Below are 18,998 nucleotides of genomic sequence, written 5' to 3'. Positions count from 1 at the left end.
GTGTTCGCATGAACTGGCACGGCCGCATCGCTACCCTTCTCGTCGTTGGTACTTTCATCGCATCTTTTCCGGCCACTCGCGCCGCCGAACTCTCCGGTGGCGTGGTGCGGATCGGCATCATCAATGACCAGACCGGGCCATTGTCGGATCTGTCGGGATCGGGCTCCGTCACGGCAGCCAAGATGGCGGCGGAAGATTTTCAGAAGTTGGTGCCGTCGATCAAGGTCGAGATTTTGGCCGCCGATCACCAGAACAAGCCCGATATCGGAGTCGGCATTGTCCGCAAATGGTTCGACGTCGACGGCGTCGACATGGTCGCGGACGTGTCCAATTCGGCCGTGGGGCTGGCGATCCAGTCGCTGGCGCGCGACAAGAACAAGATTGCGGTCTATTCGGCGGTGGCGACCACCGAACTGACGGGCAAGCAATGTTCGCGAAACGGCCTGGCCTGGCTGCACGATTCCTACAATTTGGTATCGGGACCGATCCGCACCCTGGTCAGCCAGGGTTACGACACCTGGTTCTTCATCGCGGCCGACTACGCGTTCGGCAAGAACATGGTGTCGGAATCGCAGCGCGTGCTGGCGGCGGCCGGCGGCAAGTCGCTCGGCGCGGTGTATCACCCGATCGGCAACGCGGACTACAGCTCGTTCATCCTGCAGGCGAAGGCCTCGGGCGCCAAGGCGGTCGCCTTCGCCAATGCCGGCGACCAGCTCGTCAATCTGATGAAGCAATGGAACGAGTTCGGCATGAACACGGGAAGCCAGAAGCCGGTGGCCGAACTGATGTTCGACACCGATGTTCATGCGATGGGCCCGAAAACCGCCAAGGGCCTGACCACGCTGACGGCATGGTACTGGGCGTTGGATGACGAGAGCAGGGCGTTCGGCCAGCGCTTCTTCAAGCTTCGCAGCGCCATGCCCACGGCACCGCAAGCCGCGGTCTATTCCGGCGTCAGCCACTATCTGAAAGCAGTCGCTGCCGTAGGCACGGATGCAACTGATCCAGTGCTGGAGAAGATGCGCGCGACGCCCGTCGACGACTTCTACGCACGCGGCGCGAGGTTGCGCGAGGACGGCAAGCTCGTGCACGACTTCTACCTGGTACAGGTGAAGGATCCGTCCGAGGTCAAGGCGCCCTGGGAGTACTATAACGTGCTCGAGAAAATCCCAAGCGGCGAAGTCTACGCTTCGCTGGCTGACAGCGAATGCCCGCTGGTCAAGCGGGGCAATTGAGGTTGGAGTGCCAAACCCGCGATCTGATGGATAATCGTGATCGCGGGCTTGGTCGGCGCGCATTACGGTGACGGTGCTGGACCGCGCCACGGTGACAGTGCTGGACCGCGCCAACTCCGACTGTGCATCGGCCAACGTTGGAGAAAACAAAAAGGCCTGACGAGCCTCAACCGCGCAACTCGCTCGCCGAAAGGCGCCGCCACATCCCGGCCCGCCCGACCTCCTGCGATGATGCCACTATGCTCCTGTTTTGCCCGACGAAGCAAATCGCGAGAGACCCCATTCGGAATGGGCGGCAACGATCGCGGCCAATTCGCCTCGGCTCGCTTGGGCGAGCCGGACAGGCGAGTCACCACGATTCCTCGGCCTCTTGGCTCCTGAAAGCCTGCCCGACCCGCACCCAATCCGGCTCCACACCTAACCCATTGATCTTGCAGCCCCCGTCTACTGTGCATGGGGTTGTTTTCGCGAGTTTTGATCTGCCCCGTGCAATTTGACGTCGCTGACAGCGCCGACTACGTTCCGCGAAACACGAAAGCTCGCGAGCGTTGAGCCGAGCGAAATTCCACGGGGAAGAAATGACCGGCGACATTGCAGCCACCATCTCGAAAGCGCGCGAGCATTCCATCGGCGATCTTCTGCGCCGCTCCGCAGGCCGCGAGCCGAACAAGCTCGCGGTGAGCTGCGGCGATGTCAGCTGGAGCTTTGCCGAGATGGATGCGATCTGCAACCGGCTCGGCCGCGGCCTGCTCGGCCTCGGCGTTGGCAAGGGCGACCGCCTCGCCGTGCTCTCGCGCAACTCGCACGCCTTTGCGGCGCTACGCTTCGCGGCGGCGCGGATCGGCGCGGTGCTGGTGCCGATCAACTTCATGCTCAATCCGGACGAGATCAATTTCATCCTGAAGAGCTCCGGCGCAAGGCTGCTCGCGACCGGACCCGATTTCGTCGGGCCGGCACGCGCGGCGAGCGCGAAGGATTGCGCGGTCGAGAAGATGATCTGGCTGCCGGGCGAGGATCCGGCCGCGCCGCCTGCAGACCTCACCACCTTCGACGATCTCCTGCATCCCGACGGCTCGTTCCTGGACGCCTCGGTCGACAGCCGCGATCTAGCGCAGATCGTCTACACCTCGGGCACGGAATCGCTGCCCAAGGGCGCGATGCTGACCCATGAAGCCGTGATGTGGCAGTATGTCAGCTGCATCATCGACGGCGGCATGAGCGTGGACGACAAGTTCCTGCACGCCTTGCCGCTCTATCATTGCGCGCAGCTGGATGTGTTCCTGGGCCCGCAGGTGTATCTCGGCGCCTCCGGCGTGATCACGGGCAAGCCGACGGCCGACAACATCCTGGCGCTGATCCAGGCGCACAGGATCACCTCGTTCTTCGCGCCGCCGACGATCTGGATCGCGATGCTGCGCTCGCCGAACTTCGACAAGACTGATCTGTCGACGTTGCAGAAGGGGTATTACGGCGCCTCGATCATGCCGGTGGAGGTGCTGCTCGAATTGCAGCGCCGGCTGCCGGCCGTAAAGTTCTGGAATTTCTACGGCCAGACCGAGATCGCGCCGCTCGCGACCGTGCTGCGGCCGGAGGATCAGCTCCGCAAGGCCGGCTCCGCCGGCAAGCCCGTGCTCAACGTCGAGACGCGCGTCGTCAACACAGCGATGGAGGACGTCAAGGTCGGCGAAGTCGGCGAGATCGTGCATCGCTCGCCGCATCTGCTCTCCGGCTATTACAACGATCCGGTCAGGACCGCAGCGGCATTCACCGGCGGCTGGTTTCATTCCGGCGATCTCGCCACGGTCGACGAGGAAGGCCACATCACCGTGGTCGACCGCGTCAAGGACATGATCAAGACCGGCGGCGAGAACGTCGCCAGCCGCGAGGTCGAGGAGATGGTCTATCGCATCCCGGAGGTCTCCGAAGTCGCGGTCGTCGGCCTGCCCGATCCGCGCTGGATCGAGGCGGTGACCGCCATCGTCGTGGTCAAGACCGGGGCAAAGCTCGACGAAGAAACCGTCATCAGACATTGCGCCGGCCATATGGCCCACTTCAAGGTGCCCAAGCGCGTGATCTTCGTGGACGCCCTGCCGAAGAATCCGAGCGGCAAGCTGCTCAAGCGCGAGCTGCGCCAGCGCTTCGTCGGCGGCGAGACGCTCGACAAGGCGGTGCAGAAGAGCTTTGGGACGTAGCAGGCGCCGTTCCGGCGCCGTCGCGGCGAACTCGCCTATTCGGCCTCGCCAGCCAGCTTCCTGACGTCGTCGGGCGTCGCTCCGAAACGGCGGCGAAACGCGCGATGGAAGTAAGAGACGTCGTGAAATCCGGCGAGGTGCGCGATCTCGATGATCTTGCGGCTGCGCATCGCAGGATTTCGCAGCAGTCGTTCGGCGCGCAGCAATCGTTGCTCCAGCACGAAGCCGCTATAGGTGATGCCGGCCTTCTCGAACAGTAACTGGATCGTGCGCGCGCTGATGCGGTGCGTGGCTGCAAGGTCGGACAGCGACAATGCGGGGCTGTCCAGCTGCGCCAGGATGTCGGACTTGAGCGCTTCGAAGCGCGCCGCCGCAAGGCCGCGCAATCGAGCCTCTTCGGCGGCATCGCCGCGTGCGCCGAGCATCAGGACGGCGAGGTCGAACAGGTGCTGCGAGACCGCGTCGAGCTCCGCCGGCGCGAGCTTGTCCGCGTGCGCATGCGCGAGATCGTAATATCGCAGGAACATCGATGTGATCGGGTTGGCGCCGGAGATCGACCCCGCGATCAGGTCCTCGGCATTCGGGCAGGCGCGCAGCAGGGCCTTTCGCGGCAGCAGCGCGGTCTGGAAATTACCATACGCCAGTTGCGTGATTTGGGCCCCCTTGATCGAGGGATCGCCGATCGTGATGTCGCCGGCGGCGACCTCCAGTGGCCGTTTCCCCATGGCCCCACGCAATGCCGAATTGGGCGACGTCGTGATCACCAACTCGTCGTTCGTTCCCAATGACACGAAGGACATCGGCGTGCCGAACGAGGCCGAGAGTCTGAGGCGGGGAAGAATGGCAGGCGCAATGGTTCGGTGAACGCGCCCTTCACCAACCGGCACGAAATCGACGTTCGCTACCTGACGGCAAAACTGCTCGCGCCATTGTTCATAGGCCGCACCGTTCGGGTCGCCATCGAATGAGAGCTGCGGCTGGGTCATCGATCGCCGGAACGCCTATTGCCGATTCATTGCGGTCCGCACTTTCGTCGGCGCGCCGGGGATGCGGCAACTAGAAATGCGCCAGATTGCGCAAAAAACCACTCGCACCTACGCGCTGAGCCAGCGACGAGGTGCCGCAGCCTCCTTATTGGGCAAATCGAGCACGCTGCGCCGCGACCGCCAGGCGCCGGAGAACCTCAATACTTCTTCACCGCCGCACTGAAGGCCAGCCACAGCGCGATCGACGCCAGGCCAAAGCCGCCGAGCAGCAGGAAGGTCGGCCCATAGCCGATCCATTGCGCGATCCAGCCGCCGAGAGCCGGGCTGAGGCTCGCGCCGACGCCCTGCACGGTGATCACGGCGCCCTGGCCGAGATTGATGCGGCCGGTGCCGTTGAGCGAGCGCGCGACCATGCCGGGGACGGCAACCGTCTGAAGCCCGGTGCCGATGCCGTCGAGCACCTGCATCGGCACGACGCCCCACCATCCCGTGACGAAGAAGGCGAGCACGCCCCGGATGGGCAGGAACATGAAGGAGACCAAGATGATCGGCCAGTAGTTGCGCTTGCTCGCGGCCTTCATCGCGATCAGCGAGGTCACGATCATCACGCCCTGTGCGATCACCACGGTGGTTGCGACGAAGCTCGGGCCGTTGGCCTGTCCCTCGGCGACCGCGGCAAGTCCGTACAGCGGCACGATCGCGGCATTGCCGAGGTGGAACAGCGCGAGGGCGAGAGCAAGCACGAGCAACGCCTTGTGCTTCAGCAGCATCGTCATCGCATCCGGCGGCGCCTTGGAATCGTCCTCCTTGCTGCCGCGCGCGGCGCGATCGTCGATCGCCTTGGCCGGAATCATCAGCACGCAAGCGATCGCGATGGCGCCGAACAGGGCCGCCAGCGCGAACACGGCAAAATAGCCATACTTGTAGCCGAGATAGCCTGAGAGCGCGGCTCCGACCATGTTGCCGGCGTGGTTGTACGCCTGGTTGCGGCCGTTGAGCGCATTGAAGCCCTTCTGCTTGGCGATGCCGAGCGTGATGCCCGTGACGGCCGGCACGATTGCGGCGCTCGCCAGCGATTGCGCCACTTGCGAGAACGTCACCGCCCAGAAGTTTTGCGAGATCAGGATGATTGCGGACGCCGAGACAACGCAGATGCCGGGAATGATCACCCACAGCCGCTTGTTGCGGCTGGAATCGATGAAGCCGCCGATCGGAGTCGTGACCAGCATGCCCGCGACGTTGCCGATCGTCATTGCCGTGCCGATCAGGCCGGTCGCCCAGCCGCGTTCCTGAAGGAAGACCCCGACGAACGGCCCGATGCCCGACTGCATGTCGGCCATGAAGAAATTGAGCGCGAACAGGGGCCAGATGCGAGACGTTGAAGGGCGAGATGTCATCGAGACGCTGAACTTGATGCTGCCGATCGAATCGGATCTCGCATGATGCGGACTCGGCGGGCGGGTGCCCGGGCGGACCAGAACTTAACCTGCTCTCATGGCGTTGGTTCCGGTTGCTCTTGCGATCCGGCGAGTGCGACGTCATGTCTTGCAAGACTGGATCATGATGGATCAGCGCGATGCCCCTCTGGACCTGCGCAACCTGCGGCGCTCAATTCCCGGATAGCGGAAAACCCCCTGCGGCCTGTCCGATCTGCGAGGACGAGCGCCAGTTCGTCGGCTGGGACGGTCAAGCGTTCCTCACGCGCGAGGAGCTCGCGCGCAAGCACCGACTGGTGGGGCGCGACGATCTCGGCCTGACCGGGATCGGCATGGAGCCGAGCTTTGCCATCGGGCAGCGAGCGCTGCTGGTGCCCGACGGCGGCGGCTGCGTAATGTGGGACTGCATTCCACTCGCGAGCGACGAGGCCATCCATCACATCACAGCACTCGGCGGTCTCAAGGCCATCGCGATCTCGCATCCGCATTACTATGGCGCGGTCGCCGACTGGAGCGACAGGTTCGGTGGCGTGCCGGTCTATCTGCACGCCGACGATCGCGCCTTTGTCACGCGGCCTCATCCGGCGATCGTGCACTGGACCGGCGAAAGCCATCGCCTCTCCGGCGACGTGCTGCTGCTGCGCACCGGAGGCCACTTCGCCGGCGCCACCGTGCTGCATTATGCGCGTGGTGCGGACGGCAAGGGCGCGCTGCTCACGGGAGATATCGCGCAGGTGACGATGGACCGGCGCTTCGTCAGCTTCATGTATTCCTATCCGAACTACATGCCGCTCAACGCCGCCGCGGTGCGGCGGATTGCGTCAGCCGTCGAGCCGTTCGCCTTCGACCGGATCTATGGCGCCTGGTGGGGCCGCAACATCGCCAGCGGTGCCAAGGCGGCGTTTGCTGCGTCGGTCGCGCGCTATCTCGCGGCCATCGCCTGAGCCGGGTTGCGGATCGGATTTATCTTGCCGGCCTCTAATTAGTGTACTATAAGTACATTATAAGATCGGGCGCAAACGGCGCATCTGGCGGGAGCCGGCATGATCGATGCATCGAAGAAGCCGTGAGGTCTAGCGGCCTCCGTGAGCGGGAGCTGAGTGCATGACGGCGCAGCGCGACTACGACATCTTCGAGGCTGGCGACGTCACGCTCCAATCCGGGTCCGTGTTTCCCGGGCTGAAGCTCGCCTACAAGACCTACGGCACGCTGAGCCCGGCCAAAGACAACGTCATCCTCTATCCGACCTCGTTCAGCGCCCAGCACACCGACATTGAATGGCTGATCGGGCCCGACGGCGTGCTCGATCCTACGCACTACTTCATCATCATCCCGAACCTGTTCGGCAACGGCCTGTCGTCGTCGCCCTCCAACACGCCCGCGCCCTTCCCCGAGGTGAGCTATCACGATGCCATCGCGGTCCAGCACCGGCTGCTCACCGAACGCTTCGGCATCTCGAAGCTTGCGCTGGTCTATGGCTGGTCGATGGCCGGCATGCAGGCCTATCACTGGTCGGCGCTGCATCCGGACATGGTCGAGCGCGCCGCGATCGTCTGCGGCAGCGCCCGCTGCTCACCCTACAACTACGTCTTCCTCGAAAGCGTGAAGGCCGCGCTCACGGCCGATCCCGCCTTCCGCGATGGTCGTTTCCTCGAAAAACCCGTCGCCGGCTACCGCGCCATGGGGCGCGTCTATGCCGGCTGGGCGATGTCGCACGGCTTCTATCGCGACGAGCTCTGGCGCGAGGCCGGCTTCACCTCACTCGAGGATTATCTCGCCCGTGCCTGGGATGCTTCCTTCGCGCGGCGCGATGCCAACGATCTTCTGGCGCAGATCGGCATCTGGCAGCGTGGCGATATCAGTCGGTGTGCGGCATTCGCCGGCGATCTCGATCGCGCGCTGGCGGCGATCAAGGCACACATGCTGCTGATGCCGGGCGCGACCGACCGTTATTTCGACGTGCACGACAACGAGGACGAGCTCGGCAAGCTCGTCAACGCGAGATCGGCGGTGCTGCATCCGATCCCGTCGCTGCATGGCCATCGCGCCGGCAATCCCATCAACAATCCCCGCGACCAGGCCTTCATCAAGGCCGAGATCGCCGAGCTTCTCCGCAAGTAGGGCACGCAACCGACCATGAGCGACGCAACCATTCCGGACGCCGGCCATCGCCTGAAGCCCCTGACGCCCACCACGCTGCGCGAATTGTCGGTTCGCTCCAACATCAGAGGTGCGGTGCAGAGCCTCGGCCATTACAGCGTGATTGTGCTGGTGGGCGTGCTGATCTGGACGGTTTCGTCGAGCTGGGGCGCGCTCTGGGCGCTGCCGCTGATGGTGGTGCAGGGCTATGTCGTCGCCTTCCTGTTCATGGCGGTGCACGAGACCGCGCACAAGACGGCGTTCAGGAGCCGGGGCCTCAATCTCGGCGTCGGCTATCTCTCGGCGTTCATCATCGGGCTGCCTTACGAATATTACTGTCTGTTTCACTGGGACCATCATCGCTACACGCAGGACCCGGAAAGGGATCCCGAGCTGATCGTTGGCGTGAAGCCGACGTCCGACACCCAGCTTGCGCTCGCCTATAGCGGCCTGCTCCAGGTCGCCGGCCGTCTGCGGCTGATGCTCGGCCACGCGATCACCGGCAAGGTCGTCGTGCCATGGATTCCCGAGAGCAAGCGCAGCACCATCGTTGCCGAGGCGCGCGCCTATGTCGCGCTCTACGCCCTGCTGCTCGCGCTGTCGCTGTGGTTCTCTTCAGCGCTGCTGCTCTGGGTCTGGATCGTGCCGCTCGTGATCGGGCAGTTCTTCCTGCGGCCCTATCTCTACGCCGAGCATACCGGTTGCGACCGCACCCGCAGCGCCTTTCAGAACACCCGCACGACTTACACCGGTGCTATCGTCAAATGGTTCGCGTGGAACATGCCGTATCATGTCGAGCACCACGCTTATCCCTCGATCCCCTTTCACGCCCTGCCGAAGCTGAACGCGATCGTCGACGGCGAGATCGTCCATCGCGGCCGCGGCTACATCAGAACGACGCGCGAGACCTGGGCCTGGTTTCGCCGGCAGCGGCAGGCCGGCTAGCTCAACGCAAAACTCCGGCCGCGGTGCGACCGGAGCTTTGTCGTGATATCGAGATATCAGTAGATCCCGTAGGCGCAGACGTTCACGACGCGCACGCGCAGGCCGTGACGGGTCCGGACCAGGCGCTCCTGATAGCAATTGCTGACGCCGGTGTTGAGGTAGATACCGCCAAAGCCCCAGCCGGGACCCCAGTGGTGATGACCATGATGGTGATGGAAGCCGCCGGCCGAGGCCGCGGTGGGGGCGAGAGCGGCAACGCCGAGCGTGCCGGCGGCGATCAGACCAAGTGCAAGCTTACGAAACATCTTCATTCTCCATTCGGCGCTAGGGCCATTGTTGCGTCCCTGCATTTCCGTCGAGACGAGACGCGATCGCGTTCATGGCAAGCGGGAAGAATCGTGTTTCAGGAATGTTTCGTGGGCTGCGGCAGAATGCGCCGCGATCAGGCTTTCTGCGCCGCGCGATAGCGCACCGCCATCGCCTGCGTCAGCTCGGCCATCTTGTCGCGGAGATCGGCCGGTTCAAGGACTTCGGCTTCCGGGCCGAGCCGCAGCAGTTCGGCCGCGGCATGCCACGATGTCTTTCCGACCGGCACGCGCGCAATGCGCCAGCCGTCTGCATCGGCTGTCTCCTCGAGCTGCGTGCGTGCCTTGACATAGGGCTGGCTGAGCGCGTCGAGCAGCTTCACGCCGAACGGCGACAGCCGGACGATCGCAACATTGGGGTGCATCTCCGCTTCGAGCCGCAGCGTCGCGGCCCGCCAATGGGCGGCGAGGTCGAAGCCGGCTGGACGATCGAAGCGGTCGCCGAGGGCTGTGCAGTCGAGCACGCGTGCGACGCGATAGGTGCGCACGCTGCCGTCGACTTGTCCTGCGAGATACCAGCTGCCGCCCTTCAGCACGAGGCCGAGCGGCGCGACGCGGCGCTGCTTCTCGGATCGCCAGCTCTGGTACCGAATCCTGATCAGCGTCCCGCGCAGCACAGCGCCAGCGATGGTGCGCAGGTGCTTCGGGTCTTCCGCTTCACCGAACCAGCCGGGCGCGTCCAGGTGGAAACGCTCCTGCATCCGCCCGGCATCCTCACGCAAATTCGGTGGCAGTGCCGCCATCAGCTTGTTTTGGGCGGCGATCATCGCAGCATCGAGCCCGAGTGCGGCGGCCGGGCCTGGCAATCCCGCCAGGAACAACGCGCCCGCCTCGCTCTGCGACAGCCCGTTCAGCCGCACGCGATAGCCCTCGAGCAGCCGATAGCCGCCTTCCGCGCCGCGGTCGGCATAAACGGGAACGCCGGACGCCGCGAGCGCGTCGATGTCCCGATAGATCGTGCGCACCGACACTTCGCAGGCCTGCGCGAGCTCGGGCGCGGTGACCTGTCCCCTGGCCTGGAGGGTGGTGAGGATCGACAGCATCCGGCTCGCGCGCATGATCCCTTAGACCATACCTGACACAAGATGTCAGGTATGGTCCGCTACAAGCGGCGCCATCGCCAGCCGGCCAGATGGAGACTGCCATGACCGATCCGAACCGCATCACCCTGTTCTATTCGCCGCAGACGCGCGCCACCGGCACGCGCGTGCTGCTCGAGGAGCTGGGGGCACCTTACGATCTCCATGTCCTCAACATGAAGGCCGGCGATCAGCGCAAGCCCGCCTATCTCGCCCTCAACCCGCTCGGCAAGGTGCCGGCGATTCGCCACGGCGAGGCGCTGGTGACCGAGCAGGTCGCGATCACCATCTATCTCGCCGACCTGTTCCCGCAAGCGGGGCTGACCCCCGCCCTGAACGATCCGCTGCGCGGGCCTTATCTGCGCTGGATCGCCTATTATGGGTCGTCGTTCGAGCCGGCCTTGATCGACAAGTTCATGCAGCGAGAGCCGGCGCCGATCACGCAATCGCCCTATGCCGATTACGATACGATGCTGGGTGGGCTCGAGGCCCAGCTGGCGAACGGGCCCTATCTGCTCGGCGAGCGCATGACGGCGGCCGACGTATTGTGGGGCGTCGCGTTCAGCTGGACCATGATGTTCGGCATCGTGCCGAAGAAGGATGTCTTCGTCCGCTATGCGGAGCGCATGACGGCGCGGCCGGCGTTCCAGCGCATCAATGCCGCAGATGCGGAGATGGCGGCGCAGCATGCCGCCGCGGCGGGTGGATGAGAGGGCGTCAAAATCGCGGTGCCCGCTTGTCGGCGAACGCCTTGATGCCTTCCTTGATCTCGTCGCCGCGCATGCTGTCGCGGTGGCGCCGGTCGGCGGCGCCTTCATCGAGCTCGCCGCGGGCGAACTCGTTGATCGCGCGCTTCATGCCGCGCATCGCTTGGGGGGCGTTGCCGGCGAGGATCGCAGCGAGCGTGTCGACCTCCTCGTCCAGGAATTCCACCGGCACCATTGTGGTGAGATAGCCGATGCGCAGCATTTCCGGGGCGTCGATCTTCTGCGCGGTGAGGAACAGCTTCTTCGCATTGTCGACGCCGAGGCGGGTCACGTAGCGCTTGATGCCGCTCGGGTAGTAATGCAGCCCAAGGCGCGCCGCCGGCATGAACATTTCCGCGGTATCGACGCCGACGCGGAAATCGCAGGCGAGTGCGAGGTCGGTCGAGCCGCCATAGACGCCGCCATTGAGCCGGCAGATGGTCGGCACGCCGAGATCCTCGAGCCGGTTGACGACGGCCTCGAACGCCGAGCCCGCGCTCTGCTGCTCGCCCGCGCTGACCGCGCGTTCCGCGACCGAATTGAGATCGTAGCCGGCGGAGAAGGCGCGCCCGGTTCCGGTCAGCACCAGCACGCGAATATCGGGATCGGCCTCGACCCGGTCGAACAGTCTCGTCAGCTCGTCGAGATCCTCCGCCTGCAGCCGGTTGAGATGTTTCGGCCGGTTGAGGCGGATGGTGGCGCGGGCGCCGATGATTTCGAGCAGGGGGCTAGATGCTGCGTCGGCTATGTCCGACATTCTCGTCTCCGTTGTCGGCGCCAAAGTGCCCGCCCGGGCGGAGGCCGTCAACGACGGCGCCGGTCGTTTGCCGCGCCGCTGCAGCGGGCCTGCCGTCCACGTCGCCGTCCCTGGCGGGGTGCCTTACCTGAAATGTGGCGGCTCGTCGTAGCCGCGGCGGCTGCTGAAGAACAGCAGCACCATCAGCCCGACGCCGACAATGACGGAAAACCCCGCGCCCAGCGCCAGTGCCACATAGCCTTCCGTCGGGATCGGCTCACCTTCGACCGCCATTGCGGAATAGGCGAAGTAGCCGGCCGCCGCCAGCATTGCCAGAAGGAGGATGATGAGGAGTGCACGCATGCCGCGTTCTCCGGTTGCAACCGGAAACCAACGGTTGCGGGTGGGCAGGGTTCCAGACTGGCTGGCGATCGGACGGGTAGCCTCCGTCTCGTGCCCCGGACGCGGCGCAGCACGAAGTGATGCACCGCAGGACCGGGGTCCATGTGGTCACGGATATTGTGCCGGTTCCTGGGTCCGGCTCAGCGCTGCGATGCCTTCGGCATTGCAGCTGTCCGGGACACGACAACGGTGGGGCGGCTGTCAGGCGCTCTGGGCGGTCTTCACCACCACGACATTGCTGTCGTCTGACGGAGCCGGGCCGGCATCGCATACCGTCTTGTCGGCTTCGCCGGCATGACGTTTCAGATAGTCGCGGCGCATGCCGATCTCGTCACGGACGAATTCGTAGCCGAGCTTGAAGGTGTCGAGCCCGTCGGTACTGATCGTGCCGTCCCTGAGGCCGATGACGGCACCGCGCAAGATGGTCTCGAGCTCATCCTGGAGACATTCGAGCTGATCCAGCGAATGGGCGTGCTCGATCCGCTCGCCGATGTCGAGGATGGCGGTCGAGAGCTCGCTGGCCTTCTCCGGCGCGATGCGGGTGATCTTGGCGTAGATCGCGGCGAAGATCGAGCCGATGACGCTGAGCGCTGCGGCGGCCAGATACATCAAGTCGCTGTACTTATCCACGAACGACTTGGTATCGTCGTTGATGTAGTCGGCGGCGCCCCGATGCGCGACCACGAAGGCGTCCTTCTCGACCGAGGCCGGCTCGATCCTGGTGGCAAAGCCGTTGTCGAGCCCGAGCGCCGCCTTGTTCTCGTAGACGATGCGGGCGAGCTCGCCGGCCGTGCTTGGGGACATCCGGGATTGCGCGACCAGCAGCCATTCGAGACCGATCGTGTCGAGATCGTCGTCGGGAATCTGCGGGGATGTCGACACCGAGCCGGCTGTCACGGTCTCATCGGAAATGCCGGGAAATTTGCGCGCCAGCGTCTTGGCTTCTTCGATGGTGTTCAGTGTGAAGCCGCCGCGCTTGGCGGCTTGCTCATAGGATTTGTCCCGGACCGCCTTCGAGGCGTGGACGATCGCGATCACCGCGCTGAAGCCGTTTGCCGGGGCGAACAGCTTGTCGAGCGTCGCGCCCTGCGGCGCCATCTGGATCTTCGCAGCCTCAGGGCCATCGGGGACGTCGAGGATGCTGCGGACGAAGGCGAGCGAGGATTCGTTCTCGGCGACGACCGCGACCTTCTTCTTCTTCAATTCGGCCAGCGACTTGATCTTCTTGTTGCCGGGACCGAGCAGGAGCACGAGATCGTGCTCGAGGATCGCGAGCGTGCGCGCCCGCAGCGGCACCTCGGCGTCGGTGCGCAGCACGGCGAGGTCGGCCTGCCTGCGGTCGAACTGCGCGAGCGCCTTGGCATTGTCGGCGTTGTTGACGATGTTGATCCGCAAGCGCGAAGCGTTGTTCTTCAGGAGGGCGGCGAGCTTGGCCGCGAACAGCGCCTCATCGCTGTTGGGGCCGCCGACGGCAAAGGTCAGCGTCTCCGAATTGTGCACCAGCGTGCGGCCGGCCCAGACGGTGGCGAACGACAGCAGCAGGGTCAGCACGACGTAGAGGAGAACCTGCTGCTGGTTGGTCTTGATCACCTTGGGGCGCCGGGGCGGCGGCATGGTCGGCGATGCGATGGGGCCTTCGGTACTCATGGCGGCACTCTGGCCTTATCGTTTGGCTGGCGGCGGCGCGTGGCTTGGAAGCGCGGCGGGCCCGGTAATTCGTAAACGCCTGAAAAAAGAACGATATTCCCGATCGCCGATGATAGCGCGAAGGCAGCGGAATGCAAATTTCGAGCCGGAGGTAACCTTAGTCGATATGTCCGCGGCGATTGGCCATCCTATCACCGGTTAGCCACACTTGGCGATTTTCCGGTTCCACCCGGCTGCATTCCGCCGCGGGAGATGTCATAAATTGCGCGTCCCGGCGATTTGACCGGTCCAAGAAGAAGTTGCGCTGAACGCTCCAATTCTTCTCGTCACGTCAATGAGGGCGTCAGCTTTGTCGTTTCCACCCATGTCATCGGCGATTCCGGTTGAAGCGCTCATTGGCTGGATGTTGCTGCTCACCTTCAAGCACGTCATCGCCGATTTCGTTCTTCAAACCGCCTGGATGGCGCACGGCAAGGATCAGAAGCATGGCTGGGCCCTGCCGCTCCTGGTGCACTGCCTGGTCCACCTTGCCGTCGCGCTGCCGCTGATCGTGATCGTGGCGCCGCGATTCTGGTTCGTGGCCTTCTTCGACTTCCTGATCCACATCACGATCGACCGCGCCAAGGGATACGTCTCCGCCAATTTCGGCGTCGACCTCGCCCATCCCTGGTTCTGGACCCTGATCGGCGTCGACCAGGCGCTGCACCACCTGACCGGCTTCGGCCTCGCGATCTTCATGGCGGCGAACTGAAGGTCGCCTTTGGGCCTTCGGGGAGAGGCAATCGCCATCAGCACGAGGGATCATCATGCCCGGGCTTGTCCCGGGCCTCCACGTTCTTCGTGCCTCCTGGCTTTCCGTGAAGGGTCGGGACAAGCCCGGCCATGACGCCGCGGAAGACTTTGAAAACCCCACCAAGGCGTCCCACCGATTCGCGGCCGACGCGCAACCACCCCGGGTGACTACCGGGCAGCGTGGTTAACCTTTCGTTAGAGAATTGCGCTGCATCTTCCTTACACGAGGGAGAACTGCAATGTTTTCAAGCCGCGACGCCTTTGAAAGCGATTTCTGCCCGGTCCGCGACGAGCTCCTTGGCGAGATGTATCGCGCCAGCGAGAGTGGCTTGCCGAGGCTGGTTGAGAGTGTTTCCCCTGACGTGCGCGCCAGGCTGGCGCTGTTCTGCTACCGCCGTAGCCATTTGCACTCGCTGGCGGTCGCGATCGCAGCGAGCTGCAGCGAGCGCGACCTGATCGAGAATGGCGGCCGCGTCGGCTCGACGCTCTTCGCGCTGTCGCGCGAAGGTACCGCGAAAGCTTCGACGTCGCTGACGGGTGGGCGCAAGCCGATCACGCTGTCGACCAAGCCGCTCTCGGTGCTCGCACCGCTCGATGACGAGCTCGACGACGAGATCGGCGAAGCCGTCCCCGCCTAAGCGGCCTCGATAACGGGCAGGCCGAACTTCCGCCGCGCCATCGCGCATTCGGCGTCACCAGGCATGCAGGTGCGGCACACCTCCGGCCGCACGTCATAGATGCCGCAGGCCGTCATCCTTCCGATCTCGCCTTGCAATGCCGCGCAGCGATCGCCCTCGCAGCGCATGCCCGATTGCCGGTCGTTGACGAGCGCCTCCGGGATCAGCGCAAGCTCCTCGTCGCTCTCGATCGAGAAGCGCGGCCAGTTCTGCGAATAGCCGCAGCAGGCGCCGCAGCCCTGGCAACAGCTCGACAGCTCGGTCTCGTCCATCGTCCTCACGTGTCCTTCGGCGGACCCCAGACCAGGCTCTGCCGCCATCTCGCGCGCAGCACGTCGCGCCGTTCCGGATATTTCTCGTCGAGGTAGGTCGCATCGACCACGCGGTCGGTGCGGAAGCTGCGGAAGTCGCCGCGCAGCTCGCACCAGGCCGCCAGCAGCCGCACGGCTTCGAGATAGCCGACCGAGATCGGCCAGATCATGCGCTCGCTGGGGCGGCCCTGTTCGTCGCGATAGCGCAGCATGATCTTCTTGCCTTCGTGGATCTGGGTCCGGGTGCGCGCCATGTCCAGGCGGTCCGGTTCCCGGTTCCAGCTCGGACGCGCCCGGCTCGCCGGCTCCAGTACGAAGGGGCGCAGGCGCTCCGGGACGGTATCGGCGATCTTGGCCATCAAGTCTTCGGCCGCGCGCGCCAGCGCGGAATCGGCGTGGCCTGCGACCCATTGCGCGCCCAGCACGGCCGCCTCGATCTCGTCCGGCGTCAGCATCAGGGGCGGCAGGTCGAAACCCTTTTCCAGGATGTAACCCATGCCGGCTTCGCCGCGGATCGGCACGCGCTGGCCGATCAGGGTTGCGATGTCGCGATAGATGGTGCGCTTCGAAGTCTCGAGCTCGGCCGCGATCGCGTCTGCCGTCAGCGGCTTACGCGTGCGCCTTAGCACCTGGATGATTTGAAACAGCCGGTCGGCGCGTCTCATGACAATTCTCTTCTCGAACGACGGATCAGAAATCGGCGCGCGGCTGCTGACAGGATGTTGGCAGCAGGGGGGTTCTATACCGGGACAACACATCGACTGAAGAGGATTTGTCCATGATCATTCCAACCCATTTCGGCCAGGCCGGTCCACTGTGGCGGGCGCAGCTGTGGCACGGCCAAATGTTGCGGGCTTGGGCGTTTGGCCGCCTCGTTCCGCTCGATCTCATGGCCGTTGATCTCCGATTTGCGCTCGCAAGCGTGGTGACACGCTCGCTGAACCATGCCGCGAATGCGCTGGTCCGCCATCTGATGGGCCGCGCCTGGCGCGGGGCCCGCTTCGCAGAAGATATCACGGCTGCTGCCACCATGGTGGCAGCAGCCGGCCGCTAGGTTCCTTCCACTCGTTCGACAGGTTCAGGAGAGCTTGCATGATCACGCTTTACGGTTTTGGCGCCGGCTTCGGCCTGCCGGAAATCAGCCCCTTCGTCACCAAGACCGAGGTGCAGCTCAAGATGGCGGGACTGCCTTATCGGAAAGAGCGGGCGATGCCGCCGGCCTCGCCCAAGGGGCAGCTGCCCTTCATCGACGATGGCGGCGAGGCGGTGGCCGATTCCACCTTCATCCGGGCCCATATCGAGCGCCGCTACGGCTTCGATTTCGATGCCGGCCTCACCTTGGCCGAGCGTGCGCAGGCCTGGGCGTTCGAGCGCATGATCGAGCACCACGTCTATTGGGCGCTGGTGGGCGCGCGCTGGGTCGATCCGGTCAATTTCGCCAAGGGGCCCGCGCATTTCTTCGACGGTGCGCCGGAGCACAATCGCGAGAAGCTGCGCGAGGACGCTCAATTCCGCGTCGCCGAGAACTATCTGCTCTCTGGCCTCGGCCGCCATGCGCCGGATGACGACGTCGATCTTGCCGTGCGTTCGCTGTTCGCGCTGTCGGTGCAGCTCGGCGACAAAGCCTTCCTGATGGGCAACAGGCCCTGCGGCGTCGATGCCACTGCGTTCGGTATGCTCGCCGGCGTCCTCTCACCGTTCTTCGAATCCGCCTTGCGCGAGCGGGCCGAGGGATTTCCGAACCTCACCGCCTATGTCGACCGCATGATGGACGACTATTATCCGGAATTCGCTTGGACGCCGCTACGGCAGGCGGCGTAGCCGCGGTGCATCGGCTGACTCGGTGCAACCTCTCCCGCTTGCGGGAGAGGTCGGCGCGAAGCGCCGGGTGAGGGTTTTCTCCTCTAGGGGGTTTTCTCCGTAAGTCTCGGAGGGTCCCAACGCGGAGGCACCCTCTCCCCAACCCTCTCCCGCAAGCGGGAGAGGGGGCGCACCGGTGCCGGAGCTGCAGCTCACTCCACTAACCAAAACAAAGAGCCGGCCCAGTGGGCCGGCTCTCGTTGTCTCGAATCTTGGCGACGCCTACTTCACCAGCGTGTACTTGCCGTCCTTCACCGTGAGCAGGATGCGCGAGCGCTCGTCGAGGCCGTAGCGGTCCTTTTCGGTGAAGTTGTAGACGCCCTGGCTCGCCGCCAGCTCCTTCTCCGTCAGCAGCGCCTGGCGGATGGCCTCGCGGAATTCCGGCGTGCCGGGCTTGGCCGTCTTCAACGCCGCCGGAATGACGCGCTTGAGGATCTCGAACGCATCAAAGGAATGGCCGGCGAACTGGCTGCGGCTGTTGGGGCCGTACTTTGCCTCGTAGGCGGAGTTCAGCGCGAGGCCGGGCTTCTTGGTCAGCGCGCTGTCCGGCTGTTCCTCGGGGGCCATCACGGGACCCGAGGCCATCAGCACGCCTTCCGCTGCTTTGCCGGCAATGCGGATGAAGTCCATGCTGGCGGCGCCGTGGGTCTGGTAGATCAGGCCCTTGTAGCCGCGCTCGCGCAGCTCGGTCTGCGGCAGCGCGGCCGCGGTGCCGGACGCGCCGACCAGGATGGCGTCGGGATTGGCGGCGACGAGCTTCAGCACCTGGCCGGTCACCGAGGTGTCGGGACGAGCGAAGCGCTCCTCGTCGACGATCGTCATCCCCATCGGCACGGCCTGCGCCTTCAAATCGTTGAACCAGAGGTCGCCGTAGGAATCGGAATAGCCGATGTAGCCGAGCGTCTTCACGCCCTTGGCCTTCATGTGGTCATACAGCACCTTGCCGACGATCGGAATCGGCTGCGGCATCGCCACCGACCACTTCATGCGCTCCGGCGTGATCGGGAAGGGTGCCAGACCGAAGTGGGGGATACCGGCTTCGTTGGCGACATTGGAGACCGCGATGGTCGGCGGCGTCAGCGCCGAGCCCATGATGATGTCGGCCTTGGATTCGGTGACGAAGCGGCGGGCGTTGGTGGTGGCGGTGGTGGGATCGCCGCCGTCGTCGAGCACGATCACCTTCAACGGCACGCCGCCGATCTCCTTCGGCACGAATTCCAGCGCGTTGCGCTCGGGAATGCCGAGTGCCGCACCTGGCCCGGTCGTGGTCGTGGTGATGCCGATGGTGACTTCGCTGGTCTGGGCCAGCGCGGGCAATGCCGGCAGGGCCAGCGCAGCCGCAGTGATGGCAGCGGTCAAATAAAAGCGTTTCATCTATTCCTCCCTTGACGTGTTTATTTGAAAGCAGAAATCGGGGGGTAATTCAGCCCCCTCTTTTGGTGATGCGGCG

At 64.7% G+C, this 18,998-nt stretch carries 20 protein-coding genes; 10 read left to right on the top strand and 10 right to left on the bottom strand.

Translation table 11 applies throughout. The annotated features are described in order from the left end of the window. The first annotated feature begins 8 nt into the window (after positions 1-8). Entirely contained in the window at positions 9-1,235 is a 1,227-nt protein-coding gene (locus tag I6F28_RS05455; RefSeq protein WP_225139415.1) for an ABC transporter substrate-binding protein, read from the top strand. Between the two features lie 578 nt (positions 1,236-1,813). Continuing rightward, entirely contained in the window at positions 1,814-3,427 is a 1,614-nt protein-coding gene (locus tag I6F28_RS05450) for an acyl-CoA synthetase (RefSeq protein ID WP_225139414.1), read from the top strand. Positions 3,428-3,462: 35 nt separating this feature from the next. Here the strand turns inward: I6F28_RS05450 and I6F28_RS05445 are convergent, their stop codons facing one another. Together I6F28_RS05445 and I6F28_RS05440 are read right to left on the bottom strand one after the other, a co-directional pair. Then, positions 3,463-4,413: an AraC family transcriptional regulator gene (locus I6F28_RS05445; protein ID WP_035997200.1), complete on the bottom strand. Its 951-nt coding sequence runs from the start codon at positions 4,411-4,413 to the stop codon at positions 3,463-3,465. Between the two features lie 197 nt (positions 4,414-4,610). Beyond that, complete coding sequence (locus I6F28_RS05440) at positions 4,611-5,810, bottom strand: MFS transporter (RefSeq protein ID WP_035997203.1); 1,200 nt, start codon at positions 5,808-5,810, stop codon at positions 4,611-4,613. Between the two features lie 179 nt (positions 5,811-5,989). On the opposite strand from I6F28_RS05440, the gene I6F28_RS05435 reads away from it, so the two are divergent. The 3 genes from I6F28_RS05435 to I6F28_RS05425 all read left to right on the top strand — a co-directional run bounded on the left by I6F28_RS05435 (position 5,990) and on the right by I6F28_RS05425 (position 8,933). Next, positions 5,990-6,793: an MBL fold metallo-hydrolase gene (locus I6F28_RS05435; protein WP_035997206.1), complete on the top strand. Its 804-nt coding sequence runs from the start codon at positions 5,990-5,992 to the stop codon at positions 6,791-6,793. 160 nt (positions 6,794-6,953) lie between these two features. Then, a complete protein-coding gene (locus tag I6F28_RS05430; RefSeq protein WP_225139413.1) occupies positions 6,954-7,970 on the top strand; it encodes an alpha/beta fold hydrolase in 1,017 nt (338 codons plus the stop codon). Positions 7,971-7,985: 15 nt separating this feature from the next. Beyond that, complete coding sequence (locus I6F28_RS05425; RefSeq protein WP_225139412.1) at positions 7,986-8,933, top strand: fatty acid desaturase; 948 nt, start codon at positions 7,986-7,988, stop codon at positions 8,931-8,933. A gap of 56 nt (positions 8,934-8,989) precedes the next feature. Here I6F28_RS05425 and I6F28_RS05420 read toward each other — a convergent pair whose 3' ends face one another. Both I6F28_RS05420 and I6F28_RS05415 read right to left on the bottom strand, forming a co-directional pair. Beyond that, the gene (locus I6F28_RS05420; protein WP_035997328.1) at positions 8,990-9,238 is read right to left on the bottom strand and encodes a hypothetical protein; all 249 of its coding nucleotides are present in this window, start codon (positions 9,236-9,238) and stop codon (positions 8,990-8,992) included. A 137-nt stretch (positions 9,239-9,375) separates the two neighbouring features. Beyond that, a complete protein-coding gene (locus I6F28_RS05415; protein WP_225139411.1) occupies positions 9,376-10,356 on the bottom strand; it encodes a helix-turn-helix transcriptional regulator in 981 nt (326 codons plus the stop codon). Positions 10,357-10,442: 86 nt separating this feature from the next. Between I6F28_RS05415 and I6F28_RS05410 the strand changes: the two genes are divergently transcribed. Then, complete coding sequence (locus tag I6F28_RS05410) at positions 10,443-11,087, top strand: glutathione S-transferase family protein (protein ID WP_225139410.1); 645 nt, start codon at positions 10,443-10,445, stop codon at positions 11,085-11,087. A 7-nt stretch (positions 11,088-11,094) separates the two neighbouring features. Here I6F28_RS05410 and I6F28_RS05405 read toward each other — a convergent pair whose 3' ends face one another. The 3 genes from I6F28_RS05405 to I6F28_RS05395 all read right to left on the bottom strand — a co-directional run bounded on the left by I6F28_RS05405 (position 11,095) and on the right by I6F28_RS05395 (position 13,908). Continuing rightward, positions 11,095-11,880 (bottom strand): enoyl-CoA hydratase/isomerase family protein, encoded by a 786-nt coding sequence (locus I6F28_RS05405; protein ID WP_225139409.1) that lies wholly within the window; start codon positions 11,878-11,880, stop codon positions 11,095-11,097. Positions 11,881-12,003: 123 nt separating this feature from the next. Beyond that, positions 12,004-12,222 carry a hypothetical protein gene (locus I6F28_RS05400; protein WP_035997220.1) on the bottom strand — a complete coding sequence of 73 codons (219 nt, stop codon included), beginning with the start codon at positions 12,220-12,222 and terminating at the stop codon, positions 12,004-12,006. Between the two features lie 240 nt (positions 12,223-12,462). After that, positions 12,463-13,908, bottom strand: coding sequence for a TAXI family TRAP transporter solute-binding subunit (locus I6F28_RS05395; protein WP_225139408.1), 1,446 nt, complete (start codon positions 13,906-13,908; stop codon positions 12,463-12,465). A gap of 403 nt (positions 13,909-14,311) precedes the next feature. Here I6F28_RS05395 and I6F28_RS05390 point away from each other — a divergent pair, with 403 nt between their 5' ends. Together I6F28_RS05390 and I6F28_RS05385 are read left to right on the top strand one after the other, a co-directional pair. After that, a complete protein-coding gene (locus tag I6F28_RS05390) occupies positions 14,312-14,659 on the top strand; it encodes a DUF3307 domain-containing protein (protein WP_050995827.1) in 348 nt (115 codons plus the stop codon). A gap of 280 nt (positions 14,660-14,939) precedes the next feature. Further along, on the top strand, positions 14,940-15,338 hold the full coding sequence (locus tag I6F28_RS05385; protein ID WP_035997226.1) for a hypothetical protein: 399 nt from the start codon (positions 14,940-14,942) through the stop codon (positions 15,336-15,338). On the opposite strand, the gene I6F28_RS05380 is transcribed toward I6F28_RS05385, so the two are convergent. Next, positions 15,335-15,649, bottom strand: coding sequence for a YkgJ family cysteine cluster protein (locus tag I6F28_RS05380; RefSeq protein ID WP_035997229.1), 315 nt, complete (start codon positions 15,647-15,649; stop codon positions 15,335-15,337). The genes I6F28_RS05385 and I6F28_RS05380 overlap by 4 nt on opposite strands. A 5-nt stretch (positions 15,650-15,654) precedes the next feature. Further along, the gene (locus tag I6F28_RS05375; protein WP_225111545.1) at positions 15,655-16,353 is read right to left on the bottom strand and encodes a helix-turn-helix transcriptional regulator; all 699 of its coding nucleotides are present in this window, start codon (positions 16,351-16,353) and stop codon (positions 15,655-15,657) included. Positions 16,354-16,466: 113 nt separating this feature from the next. Here I6F28_RS05375 and I6F28_RS05370 point away from each other — a divergent pair, with 113 nt between their 5' ends. Next, positions 16,467-16,742 (top strand): hypothetical protein, encoded by a 276-nt coding sequence (locus I6F28_RS05370; protein WP_225126601.1) that lies wholly within the window; start codon positions 16,467-16,469, stop codon positions 16,740-16,742. 38 nt (positions 16,743-16,780) lie between these two features. Beyond that, positions 16,781-17,509, top strand: a complete 729-nt coding sequence (locus I6F28_RS05365; protein ID WP_036021027.1) for a glutathione S-transferase family protein — start codon at positions 16,781-16,783, stop codon at positions 17,507-17,509. A 261-nt stretch (positions 17,510-17,770) separates the two neighbouring features. Here the strand turns inward: I6F28_RS05365 and I6F28_RS05360 are convergent, their stop codons facing one another. After that, positions 17,771-18,922 carry an ABC transporter substrate-binding protein gene (locus I6F28_RS05360; protein WP_035997239.1) on the bottom strand — a complete coding sequence of 384 codons (1,152 nt, stop codon included), beginning with the start codon at positions 18,920-18,922 and terminating at the stop codon, positions 17,771-17,773. Positions 18,923-18,998: the final 76 nt, after the last annotated feature.

It is taken from the genome of Bradyrhizobium sp. NBAIM14 (genome assembly GCF_020193895.1).
GTDB lineage: Bacteria > Pseudomonadota > Alphaproteobacteria > Rhizobiales > Xanthobacteraceae > Bradyrhizobium > Bradyrhizobium yuanmingense.
The sequence above is the reverse complement of the archived record's forward strand: the minus strand, read 5'-3'. Positions and strand labels throughout refer to the sequence as shown.

What these genes read in the sequence shown, in the direction of transcription:
- I6F28_RS05455 (WP_225139415.1), top strand. Translation starts at nt 9, where the DNA reads ATGAACTGGCACGGCCGCATCGCTACCCTTCTCGTCGTTGGTACTTTC.
- I6F28_RS05450 (WP_225139414.1), top strand. Translation starts at nt 1,814, where the DNA reads ATGACCGGCGACATTGCAGCCACCATCTCGAAAGCGCGCGAGCATTCC.
- I6F28_RS05445 (WP_035997200.1), bottom strand. Translation starts at nt 4,413, where the DNA reads ATGACCCAGCCGCAGCTCTCATTCGATGGCGACCCGAACGGTGCGGCC.
- I6F28_RS05440 (WP_035997203.1), bottom strand. Translation starts at nt 5,810, where the DNA reads ATGACATCTCGCCCTTCAACGTCTCGCATCTGGCCCCTGTTCGCGCTC.
- I6F28_RS05435 (WP_035997206.1), top strand. Translation starts at nt 5,990, where the DNA reads ATGCCCCTCTGGACCTGCGCAACCTGCGGCGCTCAATTCCCGGATAGC.
- I6F28_RS05430 (WP_225139413.1), top strand. Translation starts at nt 6,954, where the DNA reads ATGACGGCGCAGCGCGACTACGACATCTTCGAGGCTGGCGACGTCACG.
- I6F28_RS05425 (WP_225139412.1), top strand. Translation starts at nt 7,986, where the DNA reads ATGAGCGACGCAACCATTCCGGACGCCGGCCATCGCCTGAAGCCCCTG.
- I6F28_RS05420 (WP_035997328.1), bottom strand. Translation starts at nt 9,238, where the DNA reads ATGTTTCGTAAGCTTGCACTTGGTCTGATCGCCGCCGGCACGCTCGGC.
- I6F28_RS05415 (WP_225139411.1), bottom strand. Translation starts at nt 10,356, where the DNA reads ATGCGCGCGAGCCGGATGCTGTCGATCCTCACCACCCTCCAGGCCAGG.
- I6F28_RS05410 (WP_225139410.1), top strand. Translation starts at nt 10,443, where the DNA reads ATGACCGATCCGAACCGCATCACCCTGTTCTATTCGCCGCAGACGCGC.
- I6F28_RS05405 (WP_225139409.1), bottom strand. Translation starts at nt 11,880, where the DNA reads ATGTCGGACATAGCCGACGCAGCATCTAGCCCCCTGCTCGAAATCATC.
- I6F28_RS05400 (WP_035997220.1), bottom strand. Translation starts at nt 12,222, where the DNA reads ATGCGTGCACTCCTCATCATCCTCCTTCTGGCAATGCTGGCGGCGGCC.
- I6F28_RS05395 (WP_225139408.1), bottom strand. Translation starts at nt 13,908, where the DNA reads ATGAGTACCGAAGGCCCCATCGCATCGCCGACCATGCCGCCGCCCCGG.
- I6F28_RS05390 (WP_050995827.1), top strand. Translation starts at nt 14,312, where the DNA reads ATGTTGCTGCTCACCTTCAAGCACGTCATCGCCGATTTCGTTCTTCAA.
- I6F28_RS05385 (WP_035997226.1), top strand. Translation starts at nt 14,940, where the DNA reads ATGTTTTCAAGCCGCGACGCCTTTGAAAGCGATTTCTGCCCGGTCCGC.
- I6F28_RS05380 (WP_035997229.1), bottom strand. Translation starts at nt 15,649, where the DNA reads ATGGACGAGACCGAGCTGTCGAGCTGTTGCCAGGGCTGCGGCGCCTGC.
- I6F28_RS05375 (WP_225111545.1), bottom strand. Translation starts at nt 16,353, where the DNA reads ATGAGACGCGCCGACCGGCTGTTTCAAATCATCCAGGTGCTAAGGCGC.
- I6F28_RS05370 (WP_225126601.1), top strand. Translation starts at nt 16,467, where the DNA reads ATGATCATTCCAACCCATTTCGGCCAGGCCGGTCCACTGTGGCGGGCG.
- I6F28_RS05365 (WP_036021027.1), top strand. Translation starts at nt 16,781, where the DNA reads ATGATCACGCTTTACGGTTTTGGCGCCGGCTTCGGCCTGCCGGAAATC.
- I6F28_RS05360 (WP_035997239.1), bottom strand. Translation starts at nt 18,922, where the DNA reads ATGAAACGCTTTTATTTGACCGCTGCCATCACTGCGGCTGCGCTGGCC.